This window comes from Mycobacterium celatum (genome assembly GCF_002101595.1).
GTDB lineage: Bacteria > Actinomycetota > Actinomycetes > Mycobacteriales > Mycobacteriaceae > Mycobacterium > Mycobacterium celatum.
The window spans coordinates 16,291-41,611 of the sequence record NZ_LQOM01000036.1 but is presented as its reverse complement, the minus strand read 5'-3'; the positions used below and the strand labels follow the sequence as shown (position 1 = coordinate 41,611).

Annotated in this window: 25 protein-coding genes, 1 pseudogene, 1 riboswitch and 1 other annotated feature; of the genes and pseudogenes, 7 read left to right on the top strand and 19 right to left on the bottom strand. The window is 68.6% G+C overall.

What is annotated here, in order from left to right; translation table 11 throughout:
* Positions 1-496: pseudogene (locus AWB95_RS16230) on the bottom strand (transposase); the annotation flags it as partial.
* Positions 67-198, bottom strand: a sequence feature (AL1L pseudoknot). (Overlaps the previous pseudogene by 132 nt.)
* A gap of 226 nt (positions 497-722) precedes the next feature.
* Complete coding sequence (locus tag AWB95_RS16225) at positions 723-1,211, bottom strand: DUF6941 family protein (RefSeq protein WP_062541529.1); 489 nt, start codon at positions 1,209-1,211, stop codon at positions 723-725.
* 80 nt (positions 1,212-1,291) lie between these two features.
* Between AWB95_RS16225 and AWB95_RS16220 the strand changes: the two genes are divergently transcribed.
* Together AWB95_RS16220 and AWB95_RS24155 are read left to right on the top strand one after the other, a co-directional pair.
* On the top strand, positions 1,292-1,573 hold the full coding sequence (locus AWB95_RS16220) for a BrnT family toxin (RefSeq protein ID WP_062541530.1): 282 nt from the start codon (positions 1,292-1,294) through the stop codon (positions 1,571-1,573).
* A 12-nt stretch (positions 1,574-1,585) separates the two neighbouring features.
* Positions 1,586-1,987, top strand: a complete 402-nt coding sequence (locus AWB95_RS24155; RefSeq protein ID WP_062541531.1) for a plasmid mobilization protein — start codon at positions 1,586-1,588, stop codon at positions 1,985-1,987.
* 266 nt (positions 1,988-2,253) lie between these two features.
* Here the strand turns inward: AWB95_RS24155 and AWB95_RS16210 are convergent, their stop codons facing one another.
* The 4 genes from AWB95_RS16210 to AWB95_RS16195 form a co-directional block, all read right to left on the bottom strand.
* Positions 2,254-3,417 carry a PPE family protein gene (locus tag AWB95_RS16210; RefSeq protein ID WP_085168408.1) on the bottom strand — a complete coding sequence of 388 codons (1,164 nt, stop codon included), beginning with the start codon at positions 3,415-3,417 and terminating at the stop codon, positions 2,254-2,256.
* A gap of 93 nt (positions 3,418-3,510) precedes the next feature.
* Positions 3,511-3,915 carry a putative copper homeostasis (lipo)protein LpqS gene (lpqS, locus tag AWB95_RS16205; RefSeq protein WP_062541282.1) on the bottom strand — a complete coding sequence of 135 codons (405 nt, stop codon included), beginning with the start codon at positions 3,913-3,915 and terminating at the stop codon, positions 3,511-3,513.
* Between the two features lie 123 nt (positions 3,916-4,038).
* Positions 4,039-5,208, bottom strand: coding sequence for a CoA transferase (locus AWB95_RS16200; RefSeq protein WP_062541281.1), 1,170 nt, complete (start codon positions 5,206-5,208; stop codon positions 4,039-4,041).
* Positions 5,205-6,116, bottom strand: coding sequence for a class I SAM-dependent methyltransferase (locus tag AWB95_RS16195; RefSeq protein WP_085168406.1), 912 nt, complete (start codon positions 6,114-6,116; stop codon positions 5,205-5,207). Before AWB95_RS16195 ends, AWB95_RS16200 begins: the two co-directional genes overlap by 4 nt.
* Before the next feature lie 33 nt (positions 6,117-6,149).
* Between AWB95_RS16195 and AWB95_RS16190 the strand changes: the two genes are divergently transcribed.
* Entirely contained in the window at positions 6,150-6,827 is a 678-nt protein-coding gene (locus AWB95_RS16190; RefSeq protein WP_099539777.1) for a cation diffusion facilitator family transporter, read from the top strand.
* A 3-nt stretch (positions 6,828-6,830) separates the two neighbouring features.
* Here AWB95_RS16190 and AWB95_RS16185 read toward each other — a convergent pair whose 3' ends face one another.
* From AWB95_RS16185 to AWB95_RS16160, 6 genes are all read right to left on the bottom strand, one after another.
* The gene (locus tag AWB95_RS16185) at positions 6,831-8,417 is read right to left on the bottom strand and encodes a PPE family protein (protein WP_085168405.1); all 1,587 of its coding nucleotides are present in this window, start codon (positions 8,415-8,417) and stop codon (positions 6,831-6,833) included.
* Positions 8,414-8,974 (bottom strand): DUF7676 family protein, encoded by a 561-nt coding sequence (locus AWB95_RS16180; RefSeq protein WP_062541886.1) that lies wholly within the window; start codon positions 8,972-8,974, stop codon positions 8,414-8,416. Before AWB95_RS16180 ends, AWB95_RS16185 begins: the two co-directional genes overlap by 4 nt.
* Positions 8,971-10,614: an ATP-binding cassette domain-containing protein gene (locus AWB95_RS16175; protein WP_085168404.1), complete on the bottom strand. Its 1,644-nt coding sequence runs from the start codon at positions 10,612-10,614 to the stop codon at positions 8,971-8,973. The genes AWB95_RS16180 and AWB95_RS16175 overlap by 4 nt, the downstream gene beginning before the upstream one ends.
* Positions 10,611-11,627 carry a FecCD family ABC transporter permease gene (locus AWB95_RS16170; protein ID WP_062541752.1) on the bottom strand — a complete coding sequence of 339 codons (1,017 nt, stop codon included), beginning with the start codon at positions 11,625-11,627 and terminating at the stop codon, positions 10,611-10,613. Before AWB95_RS16170 ends, AWB95_RS16175 begins: the two co-directional genes overlap by 4 nt.
* The gene (locus tag AWB95_RS16165; protein WP_306306562.1) at positions 11,624-12,778 is read right to left on the bottom strand and encodes an ABC transporter substrate-binding protein; all 1,155 of its coding nucleotides are present in this window, start codon (positions 12,776-12,778) and stop codon (positions 11,624-11,626) included. The genes AWB95_RS16170 and AWB95_RS16165 overlap by 4 nt, the downstream gene beginning before the upstream one ends.
* Positions 12,779-12,824: 46 nt before the next feature.
* Positions 12,825-13,002, bottom strand: a riboswitch (cobalamin riboswitch).
* 27 nt (positions 13,003-13,029) lie between these two features.
* On the bottom strand, positions 13,030-13,800 hold the full coding sequence (locus AWB95_RS16160; RefSeq protein ID WP_084707435.1) for a GAF and ANTAR domain-containing protein: 771 nt from the start codon (positions 13,798-13,800) through the stop codon (positions 13,030-13,032).
* A gap of 56 nt (positions 13,801-13,856) precedes the next feature.
* Here AWB95_RS16160 and AWB95_RS23315 point away from each other — a divergent pair, with 56 nt between their 5' ends.
* The gene (locus AWB95_RS23315) at positions 13,857-14,315 is read left to right on the top strand and encodes an STAS domain-containing protein (RefSeq protein WP_306306561.1); all 459 of its coding nucleotides are present in this window, start codon (positions 13,857-13,859) and stop codon (positions 14,313-14,315) included.
* Positions 14,316-14,406: 91 nt separating this feature from the next.
* Here AWB95_RS23315 and ctpC read toward each other — a convergent pair whose 3' ends face one another.
* From ctpC to AWB95_RS16135, 4 genes are all read right to left on the bottom strand, one after another.
* Positions 14,407-16,503 carry a manganese-exporting P-type ATPase CtpC gene (gene ctpC, locus AWB95_RS16150; protein WP_232315741.1) on the bottom strand — a complete coding sequence of 699 codons (2,097 nt, stop codon included), beginning with the start codon at positions 16,501-16,503 and terminating at the stop codon, positions 14,407-14,409.
* A 31-nt stretch (positions 16,504-16,534) separates the two neighbouring features.
* On the bottom strand, positions 16,535-16,816 hold the full coding sequence (locus tag AWB95_RS16145; RefSeq protein ID WP_062541302.1) for a DUF1490 family protein: 282 nt from the start codon (positions 16,814-16,816) through the stop codon (positions 16,535-16,537).
* Positions 16,817-16,903: 87 nt separating this feature from the next.
* Positions 16,904-17,626, bottom strand: a complete 723-nt coding sequence (locus AWB95_RS16140; RefSeq protein WP_193830655.1) for a TIGR03089 family protein — start codon at positions 17,624-17,626, stop codon at positions 16,904-16,906.
* Entirely contained in the window at positions 17,614-19,086 is a 1,473-nt protein-coding gene (locus tag AWB95_RS16135; protein WP_099539776.1) for an LCP family protein, read from the bottom strand. Before AWB95_RS16135 ends, AWB95_RS16140 begins: the two co-directional genes overlap by 13 nt.
* A gap of 65 nt (positions 19,087-19,151) precedes the next feature.
* On the opposite strand from AWB95_RS16135, the gene rfbD reads away from it, so the two are divergent.
* The 3 genes from rfbD (at position 19,152) to manB (ending at position 22,118) form a co-directional block, all read left to right on the top strand.
* Positions 19,152-20,009: a dTDP-4-dehydrorhamnose reductase gene (rfbD, locus tag AWB95_RS16130; RefSeq protein WP_085168402.1), complete on the top strand. Its 858-nt coding sequence runs from the start codon at positions 19,152-19,154 to the stop codon at positions 20,007-20,009.
* Between the two features lie 146 nt (positions 20,010-20,155).
* Positions 20,156-21,001: a glycosyltransferase family 2 protein gene (locus AWB95_RS16125; protein ID WP_169714692.1), complete on the top strand. Its 846-nt coding sequence runs from the start codon at positions 20,156-20,158 to the stop codon at positions 20,999-21,001.
* Between the two features lie 49 nt (positions 21,002-21,050).
* On the top strand, positions 21,051-22,118 hold the full coding sequence (manB, locus tag AWB95_RS16120; RefSeq protein WP_085168400.1) for a mannose-1-phosphate guanylyltransferase: 1,068 nt from the start codon (positions 21,051-21,053) through the stop codon (positions 22,116-22,118).
* A 46-nt stretch (positions 22,119-22,164) separates the two neighbouring features.
* Here the strand turns inward: manB and AWB95_RS16115 are convergent, their stop codons facing one another.
* Genes AWB95_RS16115 through cofD form a run of 3 tightly spaced genes read right to left on the bottom strand, consistent with a single transcriptional unit; the run spans position 22,165 to position 25,030 of the window.
* Entirely contained in the window at positions 22,165-22,704 is a 540-nt protein-coding gene (locus AWB95_RS16115) for an NUDIX hydrolase (protein ID WP_062541314.1), read from the bottom strand.
* Positions 22,701-24,044, bottom strand: a complete 1,344-nt coding sequence (locus AWB95_RS16110; protein ID WP_062541313.1) for a coenzyme F420-0:L-glutamate ligase — start codon at positions 24,042-24,044, stop codon at positions 22,701-22,703. The genes AWB95_RS16115 and AWB95_RS16110 overlap by 4 nt, the downstream gene beginning before the upstream one ends.
* On the bottom strand, positions 24,041-25,030 hold the full coding sequence (gene cofD, locus AWB95_RS16105; RefSeq protein ID WP_062541312.1) for a 2-phospho-L-lactate transferase: 990 nt from the start codon (positions 25,028-25,030) through the stop codon (positions 24,041-24,043). The genes AWB95_RS16110 and cofD overlap by 4 nt, the downstream gene beginning before the upstream one ends.
* Between the last annotated feature and the right edge of the window lie 291 nt (positions 25,031-25,321).

Sequence of the window (25,321 nt, the reverse complement as noted above, 5' to 3'; positions counted from 1 at the left end):
CCCCAGCCGTGCATCCCGGCAGGCACGCGCCGAGGGGGTACGCGTCTTGGCGGCATAGTAGGTGCTCGGGGCCACCGACACCCCTGCGCTGCGCAGGACGGTGCAGATGGGCTCGACCCCGAACTCGTCACGGTTGGCGTCGATGAACTCGACTATTTCTTGTGTTGGCGGTCGAGCTCCGCCCCGAAGAAACTGGCCGCTCGCTTGAGAATCTCGTTGGCGCGCTTGAGTTCTCGGTTTTCCTGTTCAAGCTCTTTGATTCGGCGAGACTCCGTAGTCGACACCCCGGGGGCGTATCCGTCGTCGATGTCGGCTTGGCGCACCCAGGAGCGCACCGACTCCACGCCGTAGCCCAGCTGGCGGGCGACCCGCCCGACCGTCCCGTGCTCGGTGCCCAACTCCGCACACAGGGTGCGCACCATCCGCACCGCACCCGCTTTCTCCTCCGGGCTGTACCTACGAGCGGTCGGCTTGCCCGTCGACTGTCCTTCGGCATGACTCCATCCTCGTTTCCAAAATCAGGAGCCTCCAAAATTTCCAGGGCGATTCATCGGTAATTCTCTGGAGGAAATGGCGCAGACGCAATCACGGCTAGCTCTGTAGTGTTTGGACAGACTGATGTTTTCGGCACAATGGTTTTAGGTTGGTGAGGACTTGTTAAGCTACCCTCTGGATCCGGCACATCTTGGGAGGCGGGCATGTGTACGCCTCCAAACAAGTGGTCAGCTGGCGACTTGAGCGCCACCGAGGCCGCTCGGCGTAATGGTGATACCTGGCTGGCCGACCAGTCGGTAAGACAGGCGCTGCAACTCAGCGCCGTCGACGCTGATGACGAACGTGTACTGGCCGAGCTTCTCGAACGGCAGGGCTGGCACATTGACCGCCAGCGCGACTGATTGACTTTCGCCGACTTCAAGTTGTGGCGGACGACCAACATTGAAGCGGATCTCAGTTCCGAACGGCTGACGATCAGTTGGACTCGTCAGCACTTCGACCGGATGGCCGTCCGCATCCTGCAGAGCGATGCGAACGCTGTGTTCCTGGTTCGTCTGCGTCCAAGGGACTTCAACAATCATTCCCACTGCGAGAGACACGGGCCATGGCCCGGGTTGGCCAGCCGGAATCAGGACTCGATCGATGCCGCCTCCTGAGAGGTATAGCAAGTTGTTCTGCGCTTCCGCGTGGTTGCACAGCAGTGCGGTTAACTCCATCGCCTTCTCCGTGTCATACGTGCTAGACTATTCGGTAATACCGTAACACGAAAGCGGTATGACCGCCACCAAGGAGAGTCGTGGGATCGCCCGCCGATGCCGAGTTCCTTGAGATCGATGAGCGCAATGAACTTCATATAACAAAGCACGGAATAACCGCCGCAGAACTTGAACAAGTGTTCGAGAACTATCCCGTCTGGGCGCCGAACAGGCGGGGGCGCACCGCCACCTATTTGATGGTTGGGCGGACGTTTGGTGGGCGGCCGGTCATTGCGGCGGTATTTTATGACGAAATGCGGCGAGTGGTTCGACCGATCTCGGTCCGGGAGTGCACCCAGGCAGAGATCAACAAATGGCTCTAAGGAGTAGTTGATATGAGCAACGATCGCAGGGTTGAAGACGAGAGCGAGCTTGCTGATGAGCTCGAGAAGGCTATGGCGGATCCAAGCGAGTGGGGTGAGCCGATTCGAGAGAGTCGGCATCTGCGGTCGGAGAAGAGGCACCGTGCCGCGATGATTAGCATTCGGCTCACGGCGGAAGAGTTGACCGCCGTACAAACGGAGGCTACTGCCCGCGGCCTGAGTGTGAGCGCGTATGTACGCGACGCGGCACTGCGTCCTGCGCAGTTGTCATCGCCGATCACGGCCATGCATAGGCTGCCCGTCAATTCGCCTGCGGACACGCAGAATCCGATAATCGTAAGCGCTCAGAATCTTGCTACGCCCGATGAGAGGAGCGTCGCCACGACGTATCTTTTCCCGACTGCAGCGTCATAGGATCCATGCGCGCCGGAGCCGTGGCAACTCTCGACACTCGAAATCGCATCTCCGATGCTTTGGGCGACATAGGCGGATCGAGAAGAGCGTCTTCAAGAAGTGTTTCAGGCGGACGAACTTGACCTACCTCACATGTCGCAAACGACACCCCATGACCCTGGTGAAGGCGGCCCGGCCGACCGTCTACATGACGGCCGCCCGCGCCAGCGGGCCCGACCGGGTCATCTCGGCAGCATCGCACTGATCCAGCTGGAGCAGAGGCCTGCTCACCCGCCGGCCGGCCAGCGCGGAAGCATGTTGGGCCGCGGCAGGAATCGGGCAGCGTCGGCCAACCGGGCGGCGCCGTGCCCGGCCATACCCGTGATCGGCATGACGGGCACACCTGCCGGCCCTGCGGGGCCACTCACGGGGACGGTGTTAAAGCCGCCGGAGCCCGTCGGCAACGCCGCGGCAACGGAATTCGTCGCCGGCACTGCCGCAGACCAGCTCTGGGGCACCGACAGCGCCCCGAGCGAGGCGGCCCGGCGCAGGCCCGCCGCGACGCCTGACCCGCCCGACCCGGCTGCACCTGCCCAGCCGGCCGAGCCCGCCGCGCCCGCGCTACTGCTCACCAGTGAGCCCAGCCCGCCCAGCGCCGACGCCTTGACGCCGCTTTCCGCAGCTTTGGCCGCAGGCATCAGTGACTTTCCGGTCGAAATCACCGACGTTATCGTCGAACCTGTCCTTGACCAGAAATGCGGATCCATCGTGATCGTCGTCCACATCTCCTCTACGTTCTCCCACATACGCGAGGTAGACAACGAGGGAGATGCAGCCTCTTGCAACGTGATTGGGATGGTCGACGTGAGCCGCGACAGGGCCGCCTGCGTTGCGGCGCCCTGGCCTGCCACACCGGCCGGGTTCGTGGTGGGGGGAGGCGCCGTAAACGGCGTAACCTTCGAAGCCGCGGCGGAGGCGCCGGCGTAGCCGTACATCGTCGCAGCATCTTGGGCCCACATCTCGCCGTAATGGAACTCGGTGGCCGCGATCGCAGGAGTGTTCTGGCCCAAGATATTTGTGGCCACCAGTGTTTTCTGCAGTGCGCGGTTGGCGGCAACCACCAGTGGAGGCACCGTCGTCGCACGTGCCGATTCGTAGGCACCCGCGGCGGCGCTGGCCTGAGCCGCGGCCTGCTCGGCCTGTTTCGCGGTCGCGCGCATCCATGTGACGTAGGGTGCGGCAGCGGCAGCCATCGACGCCGACGCCGACCCCAGCCACGGCCCGCCGGCCAGTTGCGAGACCACCGACTGATAGGCCGACGCGGTGGCGTGCAGCTCGGCGGCCAGCTCGTCCCAAGCCGCCGCGGCAGCCAACATCGATCCCGAACCTGGACCTAAATACATTCGGGCGGAATTGATTTCCGGTGGTAATGACCCAAAGTCAAAGAACATGAAACTCTCCTCGAGAAAAAAAGACATAGGGGTAGCAGCTCGCGCTGCATAAACGCAGACGAGCATCAGATCAAGCGGTCGAACGCTGACCGATCAGCGGCGAGCGATGCAGAATTGGGTCAAGAGTTGTTGCCCGGCAAGGGAAGTCGGGGGCGCGCCGGGATGAGCCGCGCCGAACCGGGACCAGCCTGCCGGCAAGGAGATCGACAGCGAAGACCACCGCCACAGCGGCATCGAGCGCAACCGCGGAGGTAGCGCGCGGTGCAACGCTATTGCGTCGAACGCCTTTTGGGCGACAGGTGACGAACCGTGGTCCGTCTCCGCCCGTTCGGCGTCGTCAGCGGCCAACAACGCCACCACAGAGGGCGGCGGGGCAGATTCCGCGAACTCGAATCGCACCAGCCCGTATCCGACGACGGCGACCAGAGTGCAAATCGCGACAACGACGGCAATGGCCGACCGCCACCATCGCGGTCTGGGTCGGTCGCTGAAAGTCACAGTGGCGCAACTATAACAGCACGTCAGCGGGCCTTTTTCCGGCCGCCGCAAACCTATGTGTGTTCATATTTAACGAGCAGCGGTTCATAGAACAACGACACCAGCCGGTTACCGACTGTTCATTCAGCTGATGCCCGTGAGGAACTCGCCGTTGTGCTCGCCCACTTCCGGTGGGGGATTCGTCGCTGCGGCGGTGAACGTCGAATAGCGGGCCGGGGTGCGGATCAGCGTGACGGCGTCCTCGCCGCTACCGATCTCAAGCGCCAGCTTGTTCTCCGCGAACAGCGGGGTGTCCACGACCTGCTTCCAGGTGTACGGCAGGCACGCCATTAAGCCGTTGCCGCGCAACAGCTCCACCCACTCGGCCGATGTCTTGGCAGAAAGCGTCGACTCGAGTTCGTCGGTCAGTTCGCTGTAATTGATGGACCGCGAGCGCTGGTCGGCGAACCGCTCGTCGTCGAGCAGATCGGGGCGGTCGATCGTTCGGCACAGCAGTTCCCAGTGCTTGGGTACATACGCGCTGATGACGACGTAGCCGTCGGCCGTTCGGAAGGCGTCCGACGGTTGGGTGGCGAAGCCAACGCTCTTGGGCCCCTTGGGCTTCGGTGGTTGGTCGCTGCTGGACCGATTCAGGTGCACCGTCAACTGGTTGACCTGAAGGCTCACCGCGACGTCATACATGGCGACTGTGACGACGTCGGCCACGCCGTGGCGCTCGCGGTTGAGCAGCGCGGCCAGAACCGCCTGGGCGAGCACATGTCCGCTGGCGTTGTCGACCAGCTGGAACGGGATGATCTGCGGCTTGCCGTCCGGGGTGCGCATGCCGGTGGTCATGCCAGCTTCGGCGGCCACCATCAGGTCGACGCCGGGCCGGTCGCCGTGCGGACCGTTGCCGCCGAACGCCGAGAGCCGCGCATAGACCAATCGCGGGTTGCGCGACTGCAATTCGCTCGGACCCAGCCCCAGCCTTTCCATCACCCCGGGCCGGAAACCTTCGAGGACCACGTCGGCGGTGTCGGCCAATCGCAGTATCTGCTGCTTGGCTTCGTCGGAGGTCAGGTCCACCGCCACCGATTTCTTGCCGCGGTTGTTCGGCAGAAAGTAGGTCGCCAGCGGCGGGCGCCCGGGCAGGACGGAGGTGATCTGCCGGGCGGCTTCGCCGCCGGGCGCCTCCACCTTGATCACCTCGGCGCCCAGGTCGGCCAGCACCTGACCCGCGAGCGGCCCGGCCACGTTCTGGGTGAAATCGAGCACCCGGAAACCGTCAAGAGGCTTGGGGGCGTTGGTGTTCACGACCCCGCGCCCCGCACCGCGGTGCAGTAGTAGTTCTCCGCGGATTCGGCGTCGCTGCGCGGCGGCACCGGTAACCCGTTGTCGGACAACAACTGACTGGCCAGCGTGCGCGCGGTGCGCCAGCCTCGCTCGTTCAGGTAGGTTGCGACGTCGTGACGTCCGCCGGCATACCACAGGTCGTCGATGTGGGCGTCCAAACCATGCTCGTACCACTTCTGCGCGGCGGCGTGCATGACCTGCAGGGATTCCGGGGAATTCAGAAATATCTCCGCGACCAGCCGGCTCCCGTCGGCGCTGAGCGCAGTGATGTTGTCCAGCAAGCGATCCTGAGCCTCCGGCGGCAGGAACGCCAGCAGCCCCTCGGCGATCCAGGCGGCGGGGCGCGCCGCGTCGAACCCGGCCTGTCGCAGTGCGGCCGGCCAGTCGTGGCGCAGGTCGACCGGCACCGCCCGCAGTTCGGCCGTCGGCGCGGCACCCAGCCGAGCCACCGTCGCGGCCTTGAATTCCAGGACCTGCGGCTGGTCGATCTCGTACACCGTCATATCGGCGGGCCACGACAGCCGGTAGCCGCGCGCATCCAGGCCGGAGGCCAGGATGACCGTCTGGCGGACGCCGGCCGCCGCTGCGTCGGCGACAAAGCTGTCGATGAAGCGGGTACGCACGGTCAGCAGGTCGGTCATCGGCTGCATGCCCCACGGGTGGTCGGGGATGTCAACCTCCGCGGGGTCGATCTCGCCGGCGGCCCACCGGGTGAAGAAGTCGACGCCGACGGCCCGAACCAGCGGCTCGGCGAACCGGTCGTCGATGAGTCCGGCCCTGGTGGCGCGGGCCCGTCCCGCGGCCACCATCGTCGCGGTGGCACCCACGCTGGTCGCCAGATCCCAGGTGTCGTTGTCAGTACGCGCCATGCTCAGCAGCCTAACGACCTTTAGGATCGCCTGGTGACCTCCTCCAGCCCCGCCGGCCTCGACCACGTCTGTCACGACGAGTCCGTACACGTCGCACCGCCCAGGGACGCTGTCTGGCACCGGCGGGCCCGGTGGGCGCGACGGCTGGCCTGGGTCAGCCTGGTCGCGATGCTCGCAGAGGGCGTCATCGGGTTGTGGCAGGGCCTGGCGGTCGGATCGATCGCGCTGACCGGCTGGGCGCTGGGCAGCGCCCCGGAGGGGCTGGCCAGCGCAATGGTGGTGTGGCGGTTCAGCGGCCGGCGCACCCTGTCCGACACCGCCGAACGACGCGCCCAGCGCGGCGTCGCGTTGTCGTTTTGGCTGACCGCCCCCTACATCGCCGCGGAATCCCTGCATCACCTTCTGGACGAGCGCCATGCCGACACCTCGGTGATCGGGATTGCGTTGACGGCGATCGCCCTGGTCCTGATGCCGACGCTCGGCCGGGCCAAGCACGTCCTGGCCGTGCGGTTGGGCTCGGCGGCCACCGCCGGCGAGGGCACACAGAACTACCTGTGCGGAGCCCAGGCCGCCGCGGTCATGCTCGGCCTGCTGGTAACCGCGTGGTGGGCCGGCGGTTGGTGGCTGGACCCCGCGATCGGGCTGGTTGTCGCCGTCGTCGCGGTCTGGCAGGGCATCCGCTCCTGGCGCGGAGAGAACTGCGCCTGCTGATCGTCAGCCCTCGGCGTTCCAGGTGCCCGGCATCATCGGCATGCGCGTGCCGCCGCCGAAGTCGTCTGACAGGGTGGTCAGTCCCGCCGCGGTAGCGGTCTCCTTTGGGACCGTTCCCGTGAAGCCCAGGGTTCCCGCACCCCGATCCGACGCCAGCGCCTCGTCGGGTTCTAGGTCCATGTATTCGTAACCGCGGCCGAGCTGGCTGACCTTCACCCGTCGGCGCAGACGCGCCTCGGCCGCCTCCGGGTGCGCCGCTGCGGCCGCCAAAGCCGCGGCGGCGTCGGGGCGGGGGGTCTTCTTCTTGGCGCCGGAGCCGGCGGCGCTTTGGGAACCAATGCCCAGGTTGCCGACCGCGTAGGAGAAAAGCTCCGGCCCCGCCGGTGTCGGTGGCGGCGGTGGTGCGCCGGGCGCTGGAGGCGGCGAGGACGCAACGGTCGATACAGGAGCCGGGGCCGGCACCCCGGCCGGGCTGGCTGCCGGGGCGGTAGCGGGGACGGCGGGTGCGATGACGGCCGGGGCGAACGGCGCGGGTGGCGCGATGGTCACCGTGACCGGATGAGCCAGGCCGGCAAGTCCCGCCAGGCCCGCGAAGCCGGCGACCGCGCCCACCGGGGCTGCCGCCAGGGGGAGCGCAGCGGCGGCTGCCAGCGGCACGAACGGTGTCGTCGCGACCAAGTAGGTGATCACCCGAAGCGTCTCGCTGAACATCTCGAACCCGATCTCGGAGAAATAGATCAGCGAAGCGAACACCAAGACCGCGACATTGCCGTTGGCGGCTTGCACGATCGTCGGATAGAACTCGAGGTAGTAGCCAGGCCCGGCGAGGAATTCGTTGATCGCATCGGCCAGCGTCACCCCGGGCTGGGGCACCAGGTTCCAGTTGAACCAGCTCAGGAACTGTTCGGGGTTTTCGAAGCTGTAGAACGGGCTGCCGATCAGGTCGCGAAGCTCGGGTGGCAGAAGCTGTTGGATCAGTTGGTCGAGCGATTGGAAGATATTTTGCGGTTCCCCTGCGGAGCCCTGGTCGGCGAACGTGGTCACCGCTTCGGATTTCACGATCTGCGGTGCGCGTCCGGTTTGCGGCGCCGACGCCACCGCCGCGGTCGCGACCGCATGATAAGTGGCCATCGTGGTGGCCGCCTGGATCCACATCCGCACATAGTCGGCCTCGTTCAGTGCGATCGGGATCGTGTTGATGCCAAAGAAATTCGTCGCGACCAACACCGCGTGGGCCGCGTGGTTGGCGGCCAGCTCGGCCAGCGTCGGCATGGTCGCCAGGGCGGTGGTGTAGGCGACGGCGGCGGTTTCGTGTTGGGCGGCGGTCTCGGCGCTGTCGGCGCTGGCCTGCGTCAGCCACGCCAGATACGGCGCGTGGGCGGCCACATAGCCCTCGGCGGTGGGGCCGTCCCACGCTCCGGCCAGCACCGCGTCCAGCACCGCTGTGAGTTCCTGGGCCGTTTCCGCGTACGCGGTGCTCAGCGAGCTCCATGCCCCCGCGGCCGCCAGCAACGAGCCCGGGCCCGGGCCGCTGGACAGCAGCGTCGAATGCACCTCCGGGGGCGAGGCCATCCAGATGGGCGCGGTCATCCGTGCCGAAACCCCTTGCCGGCGCGGTCAAGTGGATCGGGGCCCAGCCCGAGATAGATGGCGCGCAGCCGGTCCCACAGCTCCAGTTGGCCCCAGGCGGGTTTGTCGCGGATCTGCTGGTCGTTGGTCAGGAACGGGTTCGGCAGCATCAGCGTCATCATTTGTTCGTCGCGCCCGTTGAACAGGCGCACACCCCACGACGTGGGGCATCCGTCGCTGCCGAGCCGGCGATACATCTCGGCCCGCGAACACTTTCGGATCCGGCCGAGCTCGGGCCCGCTCGCCGTGTGCTCGCCGATGCACAGATGGAAATGCCAGCGGCCGAAGTCGACCGTCGCGTACCCGTCGTACATCGAGATGCGCTTGGGCGGGCAGGGCGCCGCCACCTCCCAGGCCGCGCCCTCGATCAGGACGCCGAACCAGATGTCGTCCCAGTACTCGTCGAAGCACAGGTGGATCAGGTCGAGCACCCGCTGCTCGTCGGTGGGCAACGGCCAGATCTGTTCTCGCCCTCCGCCTTCCGTCTCGACGACGGGCGGCCTGGCGGTCTGGGTCATGACGCATCCTTTCTGCGGTCGGGCTTGGCTGTGAGCACACACTCGCCGCACAACCCGCCTCCGGACGTGCGGTAATACAGGCAGCAGCTGGTCCGGCGGTAGCCGCTACTGTCGAAACATATTGCGCCCGAGAGTCTTTCGTCGGCACACAACCTGCGGGCCAGGTGCCGGCCAGGCTCGCGGTCGAAGACGCGTGCGGCGCCCAGCAGCGCGGCTGCCGAGTTGCCGCGCAGCACCTTTTCCGAGATCGGGCCGAGCCGGCGCAGCGCCGCCGCCAGCGGGGTCAAATGTGTGTCGAGGACCGTGTCGGCCAGCAGCGGCTCGAGATCGTCGCCCTGCCATGCGATGGGATGCTCGAGGTGCAGCTCGATCCGGCCGTCGGTCTCCCGAAACAGCAGCTGCTCGGGGGCCAGGTCGGGCAGCAACCGATACCCGACCACGCCGCCGAGCCCGACCGACCACAACCGGGCAGCGAAACCGAGGAACAACGTCGAGGCCGCCACCCTCCGCTCCGGGGCGTCGATGCGCGTCTGCACGCGGCGCACAATGCCGTCGAGCAATTCTGTGTCGGCGTAGAGCCGCTGCACCGGCCACCAGCCGGCGTCGACCGGCCCCGCCCCGATCGCGAAATACTGGCTGACGGTGGACAATTCGTCCAGCATCGCCGTGATCTGCGGTTCGGGTGCACATCGATGGCTGCTCTGTGGAAGCTCGCGAAGCAGCGCGGGCAGGCTACTCAGTGCGGCCGACGCGGCGAACCCGGCGGCGCGGACGGTGATTCGCTCGGGCTCGGCCGCGGTGACCACGATCTCGGCGGGTTCAGCCGTGCGCCAGCCTTCCCGGGTGAGCACTCGCTGCAGCGCGCTGCGCAACGGGCCCGGCGCATCGACACGCGCAGCCCGCCCGCCGTTGTCCTGCACCGCGAACAGCTCGCCGATGCGGCCGGACAGCAGGTGCTCTTCCGGGATGGCGTCGACGAGCGTGCCGTCGGGAGCCAGCAGCCACACCCGGTCGGCCACGCGCAGCGCCAGTTCGAGGTCGTGCGTGGACATCACGACCGCCAGGTTTTGGTCGCGGGCCAGGCCGCGCAGCACCTCGACCAGGCCGGCGCGCGACGGCACGTCGAGGAAGGCGGTCGGCTCGTCGAGAACCAGGACCGACGGCTGCTGCGCGAGCGCGCGGGCGGTCAGCACTCGCTGCCGTTCGCCGTCGGAGAGTTCGACGGCGGGCCGCTCGGCCAGGTGCGCGGCACCCACGGCGCGCAACGCCCAGTCGACGACGGCGTGGTCGTCGCGGGTGAGCCGGCCGGTGACGCCGAGGTGCGGAATGCGGCCCAGCGCAACAAGTTCCCGCGCCGACAGCAGTCCGGGCTCGATCCGGTCGGTCAGTACGACCGCCACCCGCAGGGCCAGCTCGCCGGACCCCACCCGGGCGAGATCGTCGCCGTCGAGCAGTACCCGCCCGTCGAGCGCGGGCAGCAGCCCGCACAGGGTGCGGATCAGTGTGGACTTGCCGCAGCCGTTGGGGCCCAGCAGCACGGTGAGCTCGCCGGGGCCCGCCCGCCCGTGCAGGCCGGCGGCGATCACCCTGCTGCGACGTCGTCCGCGGTAACCGATTGCGAGATCATGCAATTCGATCATTGCGCCACTCCCACACCGCGGCGGCTGCGCAGCAGCACGGCGACGACGACCGGCGCCCCGATCAGCGCGGTGACCGCGTTGACCGGAAGCACCGCGTCGCTGCCCGGAACCTGGCTGACGATCCCGCATCCCAGCGCGGCCGCCGCGCCCATCAACACCACACCCGGCAGCACCACCCGGTGATCGGAAGTGCCCAATGCGAGACGCGACAGGTGCGGAACCGCCAGCCCCAGAAAGGCGATCGGCCCGCAGAACGCCGTCGTCACCCCCGCCAGCAGTGACCCCGACGCGACGGTGATCACGCGTACCCGTCGCACGTCGATGCCCATCGTGCGGGCGTAGTCCTCGCCGAGCAGCAGTGCATTCAAGGGACGCGCCGTCAGGGCGCAAGCCGCCAGCCCCGCTGCCACGAGCGGCAACAGCAGCCGCAGGTCGGCCCAGCTGGTGCCCGCGAAACTGCCGAGCCCCCACAGCAAGTATTGCTGGACGCGCTGCGGATCGCCGTGGGCCAAAAGCACGCTGACGATCGCCGCGCCGGCCGCGCCGACCATCACCCCGATCAGCAGCAGAGTCGACGCCGAGCGCACCCGGCGGGCGAGCAGCAGAACAACACCCAGCACCAGCGCCGCGCCCAGCGCCGCGGCGATAACCACGCCCGCATGGCCGCCTGCGGTGAAACCCGTTCCGGTGGCCATCACCACGACCGCGACGCCCAGGCTTGCGCCGGAGCTAACGCCCAGCACGTACGGGTCGGCGAGCGTGTTGCGAAACAGCGTCTGCATCTGCAGGCCCGCGACCCCGAGCCCGGCGCCGACGGCAATCGCCGTGAGTGCCCGCGGTAGCCGCATGTCGGCGACGATCACCTGCCAGCGTGGGTCGGACGGCGCCGCGCCGACGAGAACCCTGGCGGTGTCGGCAAGCGGCACCCGCACCGGCCCGAGCGCAAGTCCCAGCAGACCCAGCACGACCACCCCGCCGGCCAAGGCGGTCAACACCGCCGCCGCCCGGCTCATCCGCGAGTCACCTGTCGGTAGAACACGAATTCGTGGCCGGGGCCGAGTTCGGGATGCAGGATCGCCACCAGGTCGGCCAGGACCAGGTCGGGGCGCGCCACACCACGCTCCCAGTAGTCGGTGCCCGCCGTCCACACCTGACCGGTGCGGACCGCGGTCAGCTCGCCGTACCGGATGTCGGCCGCCAGCGCGTCGTCGAGCGTTGTCCAGTCGCTGGTGACCAGCCAGCGCGGTGCGTGGCCGGCCCTGGCATACACCGATTCGAAGTTCAACTGCAGGCTGCCGGTTCTCGTGTCGCCGGCCCACGGGTAGTTGCCGCCGGCGTCGACGATGAGCTGCCCGGCGTAGCCACCGCCGGCGGGCATCGACCAGGTGCCCTGGTGCATGGTTCCGGACAGCACCTCGACAGGCCGTGCGGCTGCAGCCTTTTCGGCGACCTTGCCGTAGTCGCCGCGCAGCTTGCCGTACAGTTCGCCGGCCTTCTTCTCGGTGCCGGTCAGCGCGGCGAACACCTTGACCCACTCGGCGCGGCCCAACGGGGTGGCCTCCAGCCATTCGGCGTCGGCGAGTACGTCGACGCCGGCGTCGCGCAGCCTGGCGTAGCTCGGGTCGTCGGTGCCCGCGGTCACCAGCACGCCGGGGTGGGCGGCGACGACGGCTTCGACGTCGACCTGCCCGCCGGGCGCGTACTCGGCGACCTTGCCGGCGTGGATGCGTTGGCGCAGGACCGGATTGACGACGTTGGCGGTAGTGGCGACACCGCTGACCACGTCGGTCCGGTCGAGCTCGACGAGCATGCCCAAATGGGTGGTCGATGCCGAATACAGGCTCGTTACCGGCACCGTGATCTGCTGAGAGTGGGCGAGGTCGCCGGTCAGGTGCGGGGCCGGGGCGCCGCAGCGCACCAGCACGTACGACTCGGGGGAGGCGTTGGGGTAGGGCTGCCTGACGGTTAGGACCTGATAGCTGCGGTGGTAGCTGAGCGTGAAGTTGGTGGCGTCGACGATCGTCGACTTATCCGGGAAGTAGTCGGCCTGCGGGTCGAAGTCGGTGATGCAGCCCGGGCGCGGGCCGCTGGTAACGGCAGGCGAAGCGCAGGCGCTCGGAATCAGCGCCAGGGCAATGGCAGCGGCGAGGGCCGCCCATGACACGCGGGACACGGACGTCGGTCAGCTCTCTCGGGGTACACCGCCCCGGGTCGCAGGACGCGATGACGCGAGTCTCCTGGCTCTCGGATCGCTGCTCGCCTCGCCTTCCAGCTCGCTGGCCGTGGCGTGTGAGGGTCGCTCCCCGATGACAGTGGCGGGACCGCGCCGGATTTGCACCGGCTTCCTGCGTCGTCATCGCCTTACGGGCGACATTGTTGCATGCCGTTCGCAACTGGGCGACGGCGGCGCGCTTTTCAGGTGGCAGCCGCGATGCTGGGTTCTTCGCCGGTGGCGAACCATCGGTTCAGCACCGGCTCCAGGCGGCCCTGCTCTTGAGCCTCGACCAGCTCGGCGGCCAGATGACGAAGCTTGACGTTGTGGTGCTGCGAGGCGTGCCGCAGCCGGTCGAACGCCTCATCGGAGTCGCACGAGTAGTGGCGCATGAGCAGGCCCTTCGCCTGACCGATCAGGTCGCGGGTGGCCAGCGCGGCGTGCAGGTGGTCAACCAGGCGGCGGGAATCGTCGTAGAGCGCGGCGTTGTCGAAGGTGGTGCCCGCGTGCAACGCAAAGAGCATCACCAGATCCATGACGTGCTCGGTGAATTGGTTGGGGCGCGGCGAGAACAACGTGCAACCCACCGACGGCCGGCGGAACGCGGGCAGCGGCAACGCGAGGCAACTGCGGAAGCCGGCGCTGCGCATCCGTTCGGGGAATCCCGGCCAGCGCTGCTCGGTCTCGGCGTCCTCGACCCGGCGCGGCTCGCGGTAGCGGATGGCGTCCAGAATCGGGCCTTCCCACGGGCGGAGCTCGCCGGGATGGTGTGCCAGCGCGGCGATCTCGCCGCCGGCCACCGTTTCGAGCTTGCCGGGCGCAACCTCCACGGTGACCGTGGCGTGTTCGCAACCCGGAATCGTGCGCACCGCACGCCTGACCATCCGGTCGACCACACTGACGACGTCGTCGTCGTCGACCAGTCGGCCCACTTCCGCCAACTCGCGGGAGAGCGAATGAAGCTGCTCGTTCATCGGCCCAGGCTACGTGGTTGCCCCCGCGTTGGGGAACGCAAACGGTTGATAGTCTGGTGGCGCGGTTGGACCAACAGCCCGTACGACGTTCGGTGTACCCGAACCTGGCTGGTTCAGTGGTCGTGATCGCGGTTCCCCGGCGTCGGTCCCTACCTGATCACCGACGGGGGAAGGAGCCCGCGACGACTCTGCTAGATGTTCACCGGGAAGAACTCGACGACGTGGTTCTGTTGCAACTCCGCGGTGAGGTCGACCTGTCCAATGTCGAAGTTCTGGAACTGGCGCTCGATCAGATCTGCTCCGGCATTGCGCGGCGGGTGATCATCGACGCCACCGCCATTACCTTCCTGTCGATGGCTGCGGTGGCGGCGCTGGTGCAGGCACAGGCGAACGGCTTGGATTTGGTGCTGGTGGCCGTGCAGCGGGCGGTGCTGCGGCCGCTGGAGGCCACCGGCCTGGCTCAGCGGCTGAAGATCTTCGCCTCGCTGGACGCTGCGCTGGCGATCGCCACCTAAGCCATTTGTGGCGACCCGCCGCGCTGGCGATCGCCACTAGGCGATTTGTGGCGACCCGCTGCGCCCGGCTTCGCCGCGCTGGCGATCGCCACTAGGCGATCCGGTATCGGATCAGCCGGGAGCTGTTGGCGACGACGGCCACCGACGACGCGTTGTGCAGGATCGCCGCCAGCACCGGCGACAACGCGCCGCCCGCGCCGATCAGCAGCCCGGCGGCGTTGACGGCGATCGACATGCCGTAGTTCTCCCGGATCACCTCGACGGCCCGCACACCCAGGTCCCGCACGTCGAGCAGGCGCTGCAGGTCGTCGTTGGCCAGCGCGACGTCGGCGGTCTCGACGGCGACGTCGGTACCCGCGAGCCCCATCGCGATCCCGATGTCGGCCGCCGCCAGCGCCGGCGCGTCGTTGACGCCGTCGCCGACCATCCCGACGACGTGGCCGTCGTCCTGGAGTTGGCGCACCACTTCGAGCTTGTCCTCGGGCAGCACCTCGGCGCGCCACTCGTCGATGGCCAGCTCGGCGGCCACCACCTTGGCGATCTCCGGATGGTCGCCGGTGAGCATGACGATCCGGCGGATTCCGTTGGCGCGCAGCTGCGTTAACACTTCCGGTGCCTCGGCGCGAACTTCGTCGCGCAGGCTGATCAGCCCTACCAGGGTACCGTCCACCGCCAGCAGCAGCGGCGTCTCGGCCTGCCGGCGCAGCTTGTCCACCCATTGCGCCGCCTCGCGGGACACCTCGACGTCTTCGGACTGCAGCAGCGACGGGCTGCCCAAGAGCAGGGTCCGCCCGTCGGCCCACGTCCGCATGCCCAGGCCGACCAACACCTCGCATTCCTCGTGCGGCGGGATGATGATCCGGCGTTCCTCGGTCGAGCGGATCACCGCCTCGGCCAGCGGGTGCCGCGAGTGCAGCTCCGAGCTGGCCGCATAGGCGAGCACCTGTTCGGGTTGCCAATCCTGGTGCAGCGCAATGATATTCGTTACGACGGGACGGCCCACGGTCAGCGTCCCGGTCTTGTCGAACACGATCGCGTCCACCCGGCCCGCCTGCTCCAGGTGCGAACCGCCCTTGATCAGGATGCCCCGGCGGGCGCCGTTGCCGATCGCGGCGCTGATCGCGGTCGGTGTCGCCAAGCCCACCGCGCATGGGCATGCGATCAGCAGCATGGTCATCGCCCGCCGGACGTCGCCGGTGATCGCCAGGGTGATCGCCGAGACGACGAACGAGATGGGCACGAAGCGACGGGAGAAGTTCTCGCCGACGGTTTGGATCGGGGCCCGATCATGTTGGGCCTCTTCGACTCTGGTGATGATGCGGCCGATGGTGGTCTCGTTGCCGACGGCGCTGGCGCGCACTACCAGCCGCCCGCGCAAGACCACCGAACCGGCGTGCACCCGTGCGCCGGTGACGACGCTGACCGGCAGGGTCTCGCCGGTGATAGCGGACTGGTCGACGATCGCCTCGCCGTCGACAACGTCGCCGTCGACCGGTATCGCCACGTGGTCGTGCACCACCACCTCGTCGCCGACTTGCACGGTGTCCATCGGCACCTGGACCTCATTGCCGTCGTCCAGACGCAGCCACGCCGTGTCGGCGGTGCCGCGCAGCAGGTCGGAGATGGCCCGCCGGGTCCGTCGCAACGTCAGGTCCTGCAGGTACTCACCGATATTCAGCAGCCACAGCACGGTCAGCGCGACGACGTTCTCACGCAGCACCAGGCTGGCCACCGTCGCCGCCGTGACCAACGCGTCGGTGCCGGCGCGCCCGGACCGCAGCGAGCGCAGCGCGCCGCGCAGGAACGGGTAGCCCATGAACACCGTCGCGCCGGTCGCCACCAGCTGGCCCGTCGGGCCGAGCAGTGGCGGGCGCTGGAAGACATAGCGGCGCACCCCGAGCAAGGCCAGCGCCGCACCGCCGATCACCATCCGCAACACCTCGGCGTTGCGGACATCCGACGAGCGCGGCGTGCGCGCGGGAATCAGCTCGGCCGCAACGTGTTCGGCGGACTTGATCGCCTCCAGCACACCGGAGCGGTCGCAGCGCTTCGGCGAATACCACACGACGACGGAGCCGGTATGCGGGTAGGCGTGCACTGTGCGCACCCCGTTTTGTTTGTCGACGGCCTCTTCCACCGCGACGGCGCGCCGCGAGTTCGAACGCACCCAGGGGACGTGCACCCGCATCCGCCCGGCCGCGTCGGAAACGACGAGCACGTCAGTGCTCGTGGTCGTGGTTGCCTCCGGCGGCGGGCGGGGGCGCTTCCTCGCCGATGCGTTCGCGTGCTTCGGCCACCACATCGGCGAGCTTGAGGCGGGCCGACTCCGCTGCTTCCTCGGCGCGCCGGGTTCCGCGCAGGCTCCACTCCGTCGCGGTCACTGCCGCGTTGTGCACCGGAGCCGAGCGCACGGCCTTGCGCAACGCTTCATAGGCGCTTACTCCGACGAGTCCGGTGACGACCGTCCCGGCCGCCTTCGCGAGTAGCCCGTGCACCACCATCGCCACATTCCTCCTGTGTTACGTCGATCCGCACCCGACGCTAACATAGAAATATTGCGATACCAATATGGATTGGCGGGTGGGCCTCTAGTCGAGGACCCGGGTGACCTTCTCGGTGTCGATCCGGTGCTGTATCGCTTTCGGATCGGGGTTGGCCACCTGCACCAGCGACGCGCCGACCGCCAACACTGCCAAGAGCCCGTCGATCAGCCCGGCGGGCCGGTCCCATGACATAGACGACAGCAGCCGGTCGGAGGCTGTCAAACCTCTTGTGGCAGCGGAGATTTGGCAGTCGGCGAGGACCTCGTCGACTGCTCGGCCGGCCAGCGCCGGGCCGGGATTGCGTTCGCCGTCGATCTGGTCGCCGTGCACCCGCACCGCGGTCGCGTAGTCGGTGACCCCGACCGGCAGGTCGGATGCGGGGCTGCCGAACGGATCGAGCGACAGCACCGCCACCTCGCCGGCCCCGGTGGCGTCGGCCTCCTCCAGCCGCGCCGCGGTGCACAACGCGACGTCGGCGTCCCAGGAGCCGCCGAGCAGGACTTCGGCGCCGATCCACCACACCCCGAACAGCACCGCGGCCGTCTGCCAATGGGTCGGCAGCAGTACCGCCACCCGGCTGCCCGACCCGGCGCCCAGTTCGTCGCGCAGCAGGTTGCCGGTCTTGGCGGCCCAGTTGGCCAGCGTCACCGCGGAGAGCTCGATGCGCTCGCCGGTGGCGTCGTCGTAGTAGGTGATGCGCGGGCCGACCGGGTCGGCGCGCAGCATCGGGTCGAGAATCGCAGCACTGAGCGTGCTCAGTTCACACACTCCGGTTTATCCGTGCCCGCCGTCAGGATCGGCGACGGCGGGGGAGCGTCGGGGTTGCCCGTGCCCGTGCCCGAGTTCGACGACACCGCCATCGGCGAGGCGCTGCCGTCGAGCCCGGATCCCGGGCCGGTGTAGTCGTTGGCCAGCACCACCCGCACGGTACCCGCCGGCACCGACGCGTCGGCGACGACGGGCAGACCGCCGAGGTCTTTGGCCACCGCTTGTGCGCCCAGGTCGTCGGCCTTGGCGGCCTGCACCTGGCTGCGCTGCACGTGCGCGCCTTCGTTGTTGCCGACGGGGCCTGTGCCAAAGCCCTTGGCGCTCAACACTTGTGACACCGCAGAGGCTAGCCCGTTGATGTCGGTGTCGTTGAAGACACTGGCGGCGGTCTTGGCGGGTGTGTAGGCGATTTCCTCGGTCTTGCCCTGGGCCTGATCCTGCAACAGGCCGCCGACCCACTCCTGAACCTGGTGCGGATCGACCCGCACCACGCTGTGCATGCCGTCGTCGCTCCAGCCGGCCTCGTCGAGCACCGGGATGGTGGCGAACGCGACGTTGCCGGCGGCCAGCTTCTGCAGCTGCTTCACGAAATCCATGATGTCCCAACCGGATGACAGCACCACCGAGCGCTGGATAGCGCCCTGCAGCCGCTCCAGCGTGGTCGGGCTCGACAGCGTCTTGCCGGAGATCACCTGGTGGGCCAGCGACGCCATCACCACCTGCTGGCGCACCACCCGGTCCAGGTCGCCGCGCGGCAGGTCGTGGCGCTGGCGGACAAAGCTCAGCGCCTGCGGACCGTTGAGCTTTTGCCAGCCGGCCGGGAAGTCGGCGCCCGAAAGCGGTTCGTACACTGCCTCTTTGAGGCAGACGTTGACGCCGCCGAGGGCGTCGGTGATCAACGCGAAGCCCAGCAGCCCGATCTCGGCGTAGTGGTCGACGGTGACGCCGGTCAGGTCGGCGACGGTCTTGATCAGCGCCTCGCGGCCGGCTTCGGTCCCGCGCGCCTCGGCTTCGGCGGGGTCGACGCCGGATTCGACGAGGCTGACCCGCTTCTCCTCCTTGACCTGTCCGTAGACGCCGTTGATCTTGGTCTTGCCCAATCCCGGCGCCGAGACATAGGTGTCGCGCGGAATCGAGATCGCGGTGGCCGACTTCCCGTTGTTGGGGATGCGGACCAGGATGATCGTGTCGGTGTTGGTGGCCACCTCGTCGCCGGCCCGCAGCGTCGCCAGTTCGTCGGCCGAGAGTGGGTTGCCGTGCGCGTCGGTGCGGCTGTCCATGCCGACCAGCAGGATGTCGACGGCGCCGTCGTCGCCGCCCTGGCCCAGCGACGGGGCGAACATGTGGTAGATCCCGTCCTCGAACGAACGGACCTGGCTCCACGCCACCCCGGTGCCGAACACGATGACGATGGCCGCCACGGTGGCAACCACACGAACCACACGTTGCGCAGGCATCACTTCAGGCTACTTGCGTAACAGTGGTATCGCCGGTAGCTGCGCATCGGCGTGCCAGACTCGACGGCATGCAGCCCAGGCTTGTGATCACCGGCGCCGGCGGACAGCTCGGCAGCGTTCTGGCGGCCCAAGCCGCCCGCCGCGGGCGCGACGTGCTTGCGTTGACGTCGTCGCAGTGGGACATCACCGACCCCGACGCCGCCGAGCGGATCATCCGCAGCGGCGACGTGGTGGTCAACTGCGCCGCTTACACCAATGTCGACGGCGCGGAAAGCGACGAGGCCAACGCGCACGCGGTCAACGCGGTGGGCCCGGAGCACATCGCGCGGGTGTGCGCGGACGTCGGCGCGCGGCTGATCCACATCTCCACCGACTACGTGTTCAGCGGCTCGGAACGCCGCCCCTACGAGCCCGACGACGAAACCGGGCCGCTGAGCGTGTACGGGCGTACCAAACTGGCCGGCGAGGTGGCCGTCCGCAAAACGCTGCCCGAGGCCACCGTCGTGCGGACCGCCTGGGTCTACACCGGCGGCACCGGCAACGACTTCGTCGCCGCCATGCGCCGACTGGCCGCCGGGGACGGCGCCGTCGAGGTGGTCGAAGACCAGACCGGCTCACCGACCTACGTCGCCGATCTGGCGACTGCGCTGCTGCAGGTGGCCGACGACGGCGTGCGGGCGCCCGTGGTGCATGCCGCCAACCAAGGCGCGGTCAGCCGGTTCGAGCTGGCCCGCGCGGTGTTCGCCGGGGTGGGGGCCGACCCGGAGCGGGTGCGGCCGATCAGCAGCGACCAGAAGCCGCGGCCGGCGCCGCGGCCCCGCTATTCCGCGCTGGGCGCCCGGCTCTCGACCGAGGGAGGCCTTACGCCGCTGCGGCCGTGGCGTGACGCGCTGGCAGTTGCTCTCGGGGCGGCTCCGCGGCCCTGACCGTCGGTCGGCGACCCGCTACGCCCGGCTCCGCCGCGCTTGCGATCGCCTCCTGACCGTCGGTCGGCGACCCGCTACGCCCGGCTCCGCCGCGCTTGCGATCGCCTCCTGACCGTTACTCTCTACGCGTGAGTGACGTCCTGCCGGTGGTGACGGTGACCTATTCGCCGGGCCCGCACCTGGACCGATTCCTGGCCTCGCTGTCCCTGGCCACCGAGCGGCCGCTGAGCGTCGTGATGGCCGACAACGGCTCCACCGACGGGGCGCCGCAGGCGGCCGTCGAGCGCTACCCGAACGTTCGGCTGTTCCCCACCGGCGCGAACTTGGGCTACGGCAGCGCGGTGAACCGGGCGATCGCGCAGCTCCCAGAGGCGGACGAGTGGGTGGTGGTGGCCAACCCGGACGTGCAGTGGGGGCCAGGCAGCATCGACGCGCTGCTGGACGCGGCCGCCCGCTGGCCGCGCGCGGCGACCCTGGGCCCGCTGATTCGCGACCCCGACGGGTCGGTGTACCCGTCGGCGCGCCACCTGCCCAGCCTGATTCGCGGCGGCATGCACGCCGTCCTCGGCCAGCTGTGGAAGGGCAACCCGTGGTCGACGGCGTACCGCCAGGAGCGGCTGGAACCCAGCGAGCGGCCGGTGGGGTGGCTGTCCGGGTCGTGCCTGCTGGTCCGCCGGGCGGCGTTCGACCAGGTCGGCGGCTTCGACGAGCGCTACTTCATGTACATGGAAGACGTGGACCTGGGTGACCGGCTGGGCCGGGCCAGCTGGCTGAACGTTTATGTGCCGTCGGCGGAAGTCCTGCACCACAAGGGCCACGCAACCGGCCGCGAGTCGGCGCGCAACCTGATCGCTCACCACAACAGCACCTACCTCTTCCTCGCCGACCGGCATTCTGGGTGGTGGCGCGCGCCGCTGCGCTGGGCGTTCCGCGCCGGCCTGGCGATCCGCGCGCGCCTGATGGTGCGGGGCGCAGAAAGGCGACGGTCGTGATTCGCGCCCGCGACGATGCAGAGCGAAGCGATGAGGAGGAGCGGCGCTCGTGATTGAGGTTGACGCCGTCGTACTGGTCGGCGGCAAAGGCACTCGGTTGCGGCCGTTGACGCTGTCTGCGCCCAAGCCAATGCTGCCGACCGCCGGGTTGCCGTTCGTGACGCATCTGTTGTCGCGGATCGCCGCCGCCGGAATCGAGCACGTGATCTTGAGTACGTCGTATCGGCCGGCGGTGTTCGAGGCGGAGTTCGGCGACGGCTCCAAACTGGGGCTGCAGATCGAATACGTCACCGAAGAGCATCCGCTGGGCACCGGTGGCGGAATCGCCAACGTCTCCGGCCGTTTGCGCCACGACACGGTGATGGTGTTCAACGGCGACGTGCTCTCCGGGGTCGATCTGGGTCAGCTCCTCGACTACCACCGCTCGAACGAGGCTGACCTGACGCTGCATTTGGTGCGCGTCGGCGACCCGCGCGCCTTCGGCTGCGTGCCGACCGAAAACGGCAGGGTCACAGCATTTTTGGAGAAGACACAGGATCCGCCGACCGACCAGATCAACGCGGGCTGCTATGTGTTCTCGCGGGACATCATCGACCGGATACCGCGCGGGCGGGAGGTCTCGGTGGAACGTGAGGTGTTTCCAGCGCTGCTGTCCGACGGGGTGCAGGTGTGCGGTTACGTCGACGCGTCGTATTGGCGCGACATGGGCACGCCAGAAGACTTCGTGCGCGGCTCCGCGGATCTGGTGCGCGGCATCGCGCCGTCGCCGGCGCTGCACGGGCACCGCGGCGAGCAGCTGGTGCACGACGGCGCGGCGGTCTCCCCTGGCGCGGTGCTGATCGGCGGGACGGTAGTCGGGCGTGGCGCCGAAATCGGCCCGGGCGCAAGGCTTGACGGCGCGGTGATCTTCGACGGGGTAAAGGTCGAGGCCGGCAGCGTGATCGAGCGCTCGATCATCGGCTTCGGCGCGCGGATCGGCCCGCGGGCGCTGATCCGCGACGGCGTGATCGGCGACGGCGCCGACATCGGCGCACGCTGCGAGCTGCTGCGCGGCGCCCGGGTGTGGCCGGGGGTCTCGATTCCCGACGGCGGGATCCGCTACTCGTCCGACGTCTAGCTGCGCCGAATGTGGGCTTGACGCACGATTTTTCGGCGAACGCGTGTCACAATCCCACACTCGGCGCGCGGGCGACCAGGTAGGCCAGCGCGTCGTCGGCGCTCTCGGGCAACGCATCGGCCGGCCACCACTGCAAATCCACCGACTCGTCGCTGATCGTGATCTGCGCACCGGGCGGCGCGTGGGCGACGAACTGCAGGTCGAGGTGGCGGGTCGGCACGCCCAGCGAGCAGGTGACGGGATGGACGTGGATGGCCGCCAACTCGCCCAGCCGCAGACCCGCGATGCCGGATTCCTCGGTGGCCTCCCGCAGTGCGGCCGCCGCGATGTCGCCGTCGCCGTCGTCGCAGTGCCCGCCGAGCTGGACCCAGCGGCCGAGCCGCGGATGCAGGGTGAGCAGCACCCGGCTGCCGGAGTCGTCCAGCACCAGCGCCGAGGCGGTGACATGACCGGGCACGCACTCGCGCCGGCAGGCGTCGTCGCGGGCATACAGGAACGCAAGCACAGCGTGGCGCACCGAGTCCTGGGCCGGATCCGGGGCTTGCCAGCCGGACAGCAGCGCGATCGCCGACTCCCGGACGCTCACTTGCGCACCAGCAGGTCGGCGACGGGCACCGGATCCCGCGGCTGTGTCGACCGCTCGGATGGATAGCCAATCGCGATGGCGCCCAGCGGTTCCCAATCGGCGGGCAGCCCCAGCTCGTCGCGGACCAGGTCGGCAGCGAAGATCGTCGAACCGATCCAGCAGCTGCCGATGCCGCGGACCGCCAGCGCGACCAGCAGCGCCTGCACCGCTGCGCCAACCGCGACGGTGAACATGGTGTGCTCGGCGTTCGTCCGCCCGGCGTCGGGATAGCTGTGGGCGCCGTCGGGCACCAGCATCGGGATGACGACTTCCGGTGCATCATAAAGGATTTGGCCGCGGGCCACCCGTCGCTCGATCGCGTCGGGGGGCCTGCCGTCGCCGGCCAGGTCGGCGCGCCACTTCTCACGCATGCGATCCAGCAACCGGGTGCGCAGCGCGGGAGTCTGCAGCCACACGAACCGCACCGGGCGGGTGTGGTGCGGGGCCGGCGCGGTCAACGCCTCGGCCATCGCCTCCTCGACGAGATCCGGCGGCACCGGCTCGCCGGCGAACCGGCGCACCGATCGGCGCAGCAGCTGCGCTTGGCGGCGGCCCAGTTCCATCGCTTCGGCGGTGCCGAGCCAGAACAGGTCCTCGGTGCCGGAGCGCACCAACCGGCGCGCGGTCGAGCCGTCGTCGGACACCGGCAACCCCCGAACCACGGCCACCGGTATTCCGGTGAGTTTGCCCTTGACCAGATCGGCGGCCGCGGCGATCTCGTCTGCGACGGCCACCTCGGTGACGATCAGCTCGTTGCCGTGGGCATCGACCGCTCCGGCGTACCCGTGCAGCACTTCCAGGCCGGCCGAGCCGACGGCGACGTCGGTCTGACCGTTGCGCCATGCCCGGCCCATCGTGTCGGTGACCACCACCGCGACCGTCACGCCCAGCCGATGGCGCAGCGCGGCACGCAACGCAGCGGCGCTGGCATCGGGATCTGTTGGCAGCAAGGCCAGTTCGGCTGACCCGACGTTCGAGCCGTCCACGCCGGCGGCGGCCTGCACCAGCCCGAGCCGGTTCTCGGTGATCAGCGTGCGGCCCTTGCGGGCCAGCACACGAACCGCCTCGGCGTCGACCAGCTTGCGCCGCAACGCATCCCGCGCCTCCGGGTCGTTGGGTGCCGGCACCAGCCGGCCCTCGCATTTGGACACCACCTTGCTGGTGACCACCACCACGTCGCCGTCGCGCAGCCACGGCGCGGCCCCGGCAATCGCGGTGGCCAAGTCGTCCCCGGGGCGGAATTCGGGAAGGCCGGTGACGGGCAGGATCTGCACCGCCGACGCGGTACCGTGTTCGCTCACGCCGCGACGCCCGCGAGCTCCACGCCGGCGCTCACCATCTCGGCCGTCGCTTTCGGATCCGTCATCAGCAGCGGTATCGAGCGCACCGCCACACCGTCGATGTCGGCGTGGTCGCCCTCGTGGACCAACCAGCAGTCCAGGATGCCGGTGCCCGCACGCGCGCCGTAATGCCGGCCGACCGCCTCGGCGGTGGACTCCACGCCGATCACCGACAGGCATTCTTGAGCCATGCCGCGCAACGGTTTTCCGTCGATGATCGGCGAGTAGCCGACGACGGGCGCACCCGCCGACCGCAGCGCGCCGCGGATCCCGGGGATGGCCAGGATGGCGCCGATGCTCACCACCGGATTCGACGGCGCCACCAGGATGATGTCGGCGTCCGCGATAGCATCGAGCACTTCGGTTGCGGCATGGGCGTTTTCGGCCCCGATATGGGCAAAGCTGTGGGTCGGCACCTGTGCGCGATAGCGTACCCACCACTCCTGGAAGTGGATCGCGCGCTGATTGCCGTCGGCGGGATCGGTTATGACCACGTGCGTTTCGCATCGATCGTCACTGGCCGGCAGCAGCCGGGCCCCCGGCTGCCAGCGGTCGCACAGCGCAGCGGTGATCTGCGACAGCGGGTAGCCGGCCCTCAGCATCTGCGTGCGCACCAAATGGGTCGCCAAGTCGCGGTCACCGAGCTCGAACCAGTCAGGCTGCATGCCGTAGCGGACCAGTTCCTCCTTGGCGTGCCAGGTTTCGTCGCGGTGACCCCAGCCGCGCTGTGGGTCGACCCCGCCGCCCAGGGTGTACATGCAGGTGTCCAGGTCCGGACAGATCCGCACGCCGTGCATCCAGGCGTCGTCGCCGATGTTCACGACCGCCGTCACCTCGTGATCGCCGGCCGCACCCTTGTTGGCGAACTGCCCCAGGCCGAGCAGCTGCTGCACGCCAAGGAGAAAGCGGGCGCCGCCGACCCCGCCGACCAGAACCGTGACCTTCACATCGCACGACCCTACGCCGACACGCCGAGGCCGAATTGGTGGCAGTGCCGTCAAAAATCGGTCACGAGATGGTATGGAAATCTTCCCAATAGCTTGACCACGGCTGATAACACGTGTGTAATCTCATCAGTGTCATTTCCCGGTTGGCCGGCCGGATTCGGTGTCGCAGACCGAGATTCGATCAAGTGTTCGAATTGAGATGGCCGCACATCAAAACAGTGGGCGACATTCACGAATCAACGAAATCAGGTGAGGAGGCGGAGCATGTCCTATGAGCACCTACGGGGCCTG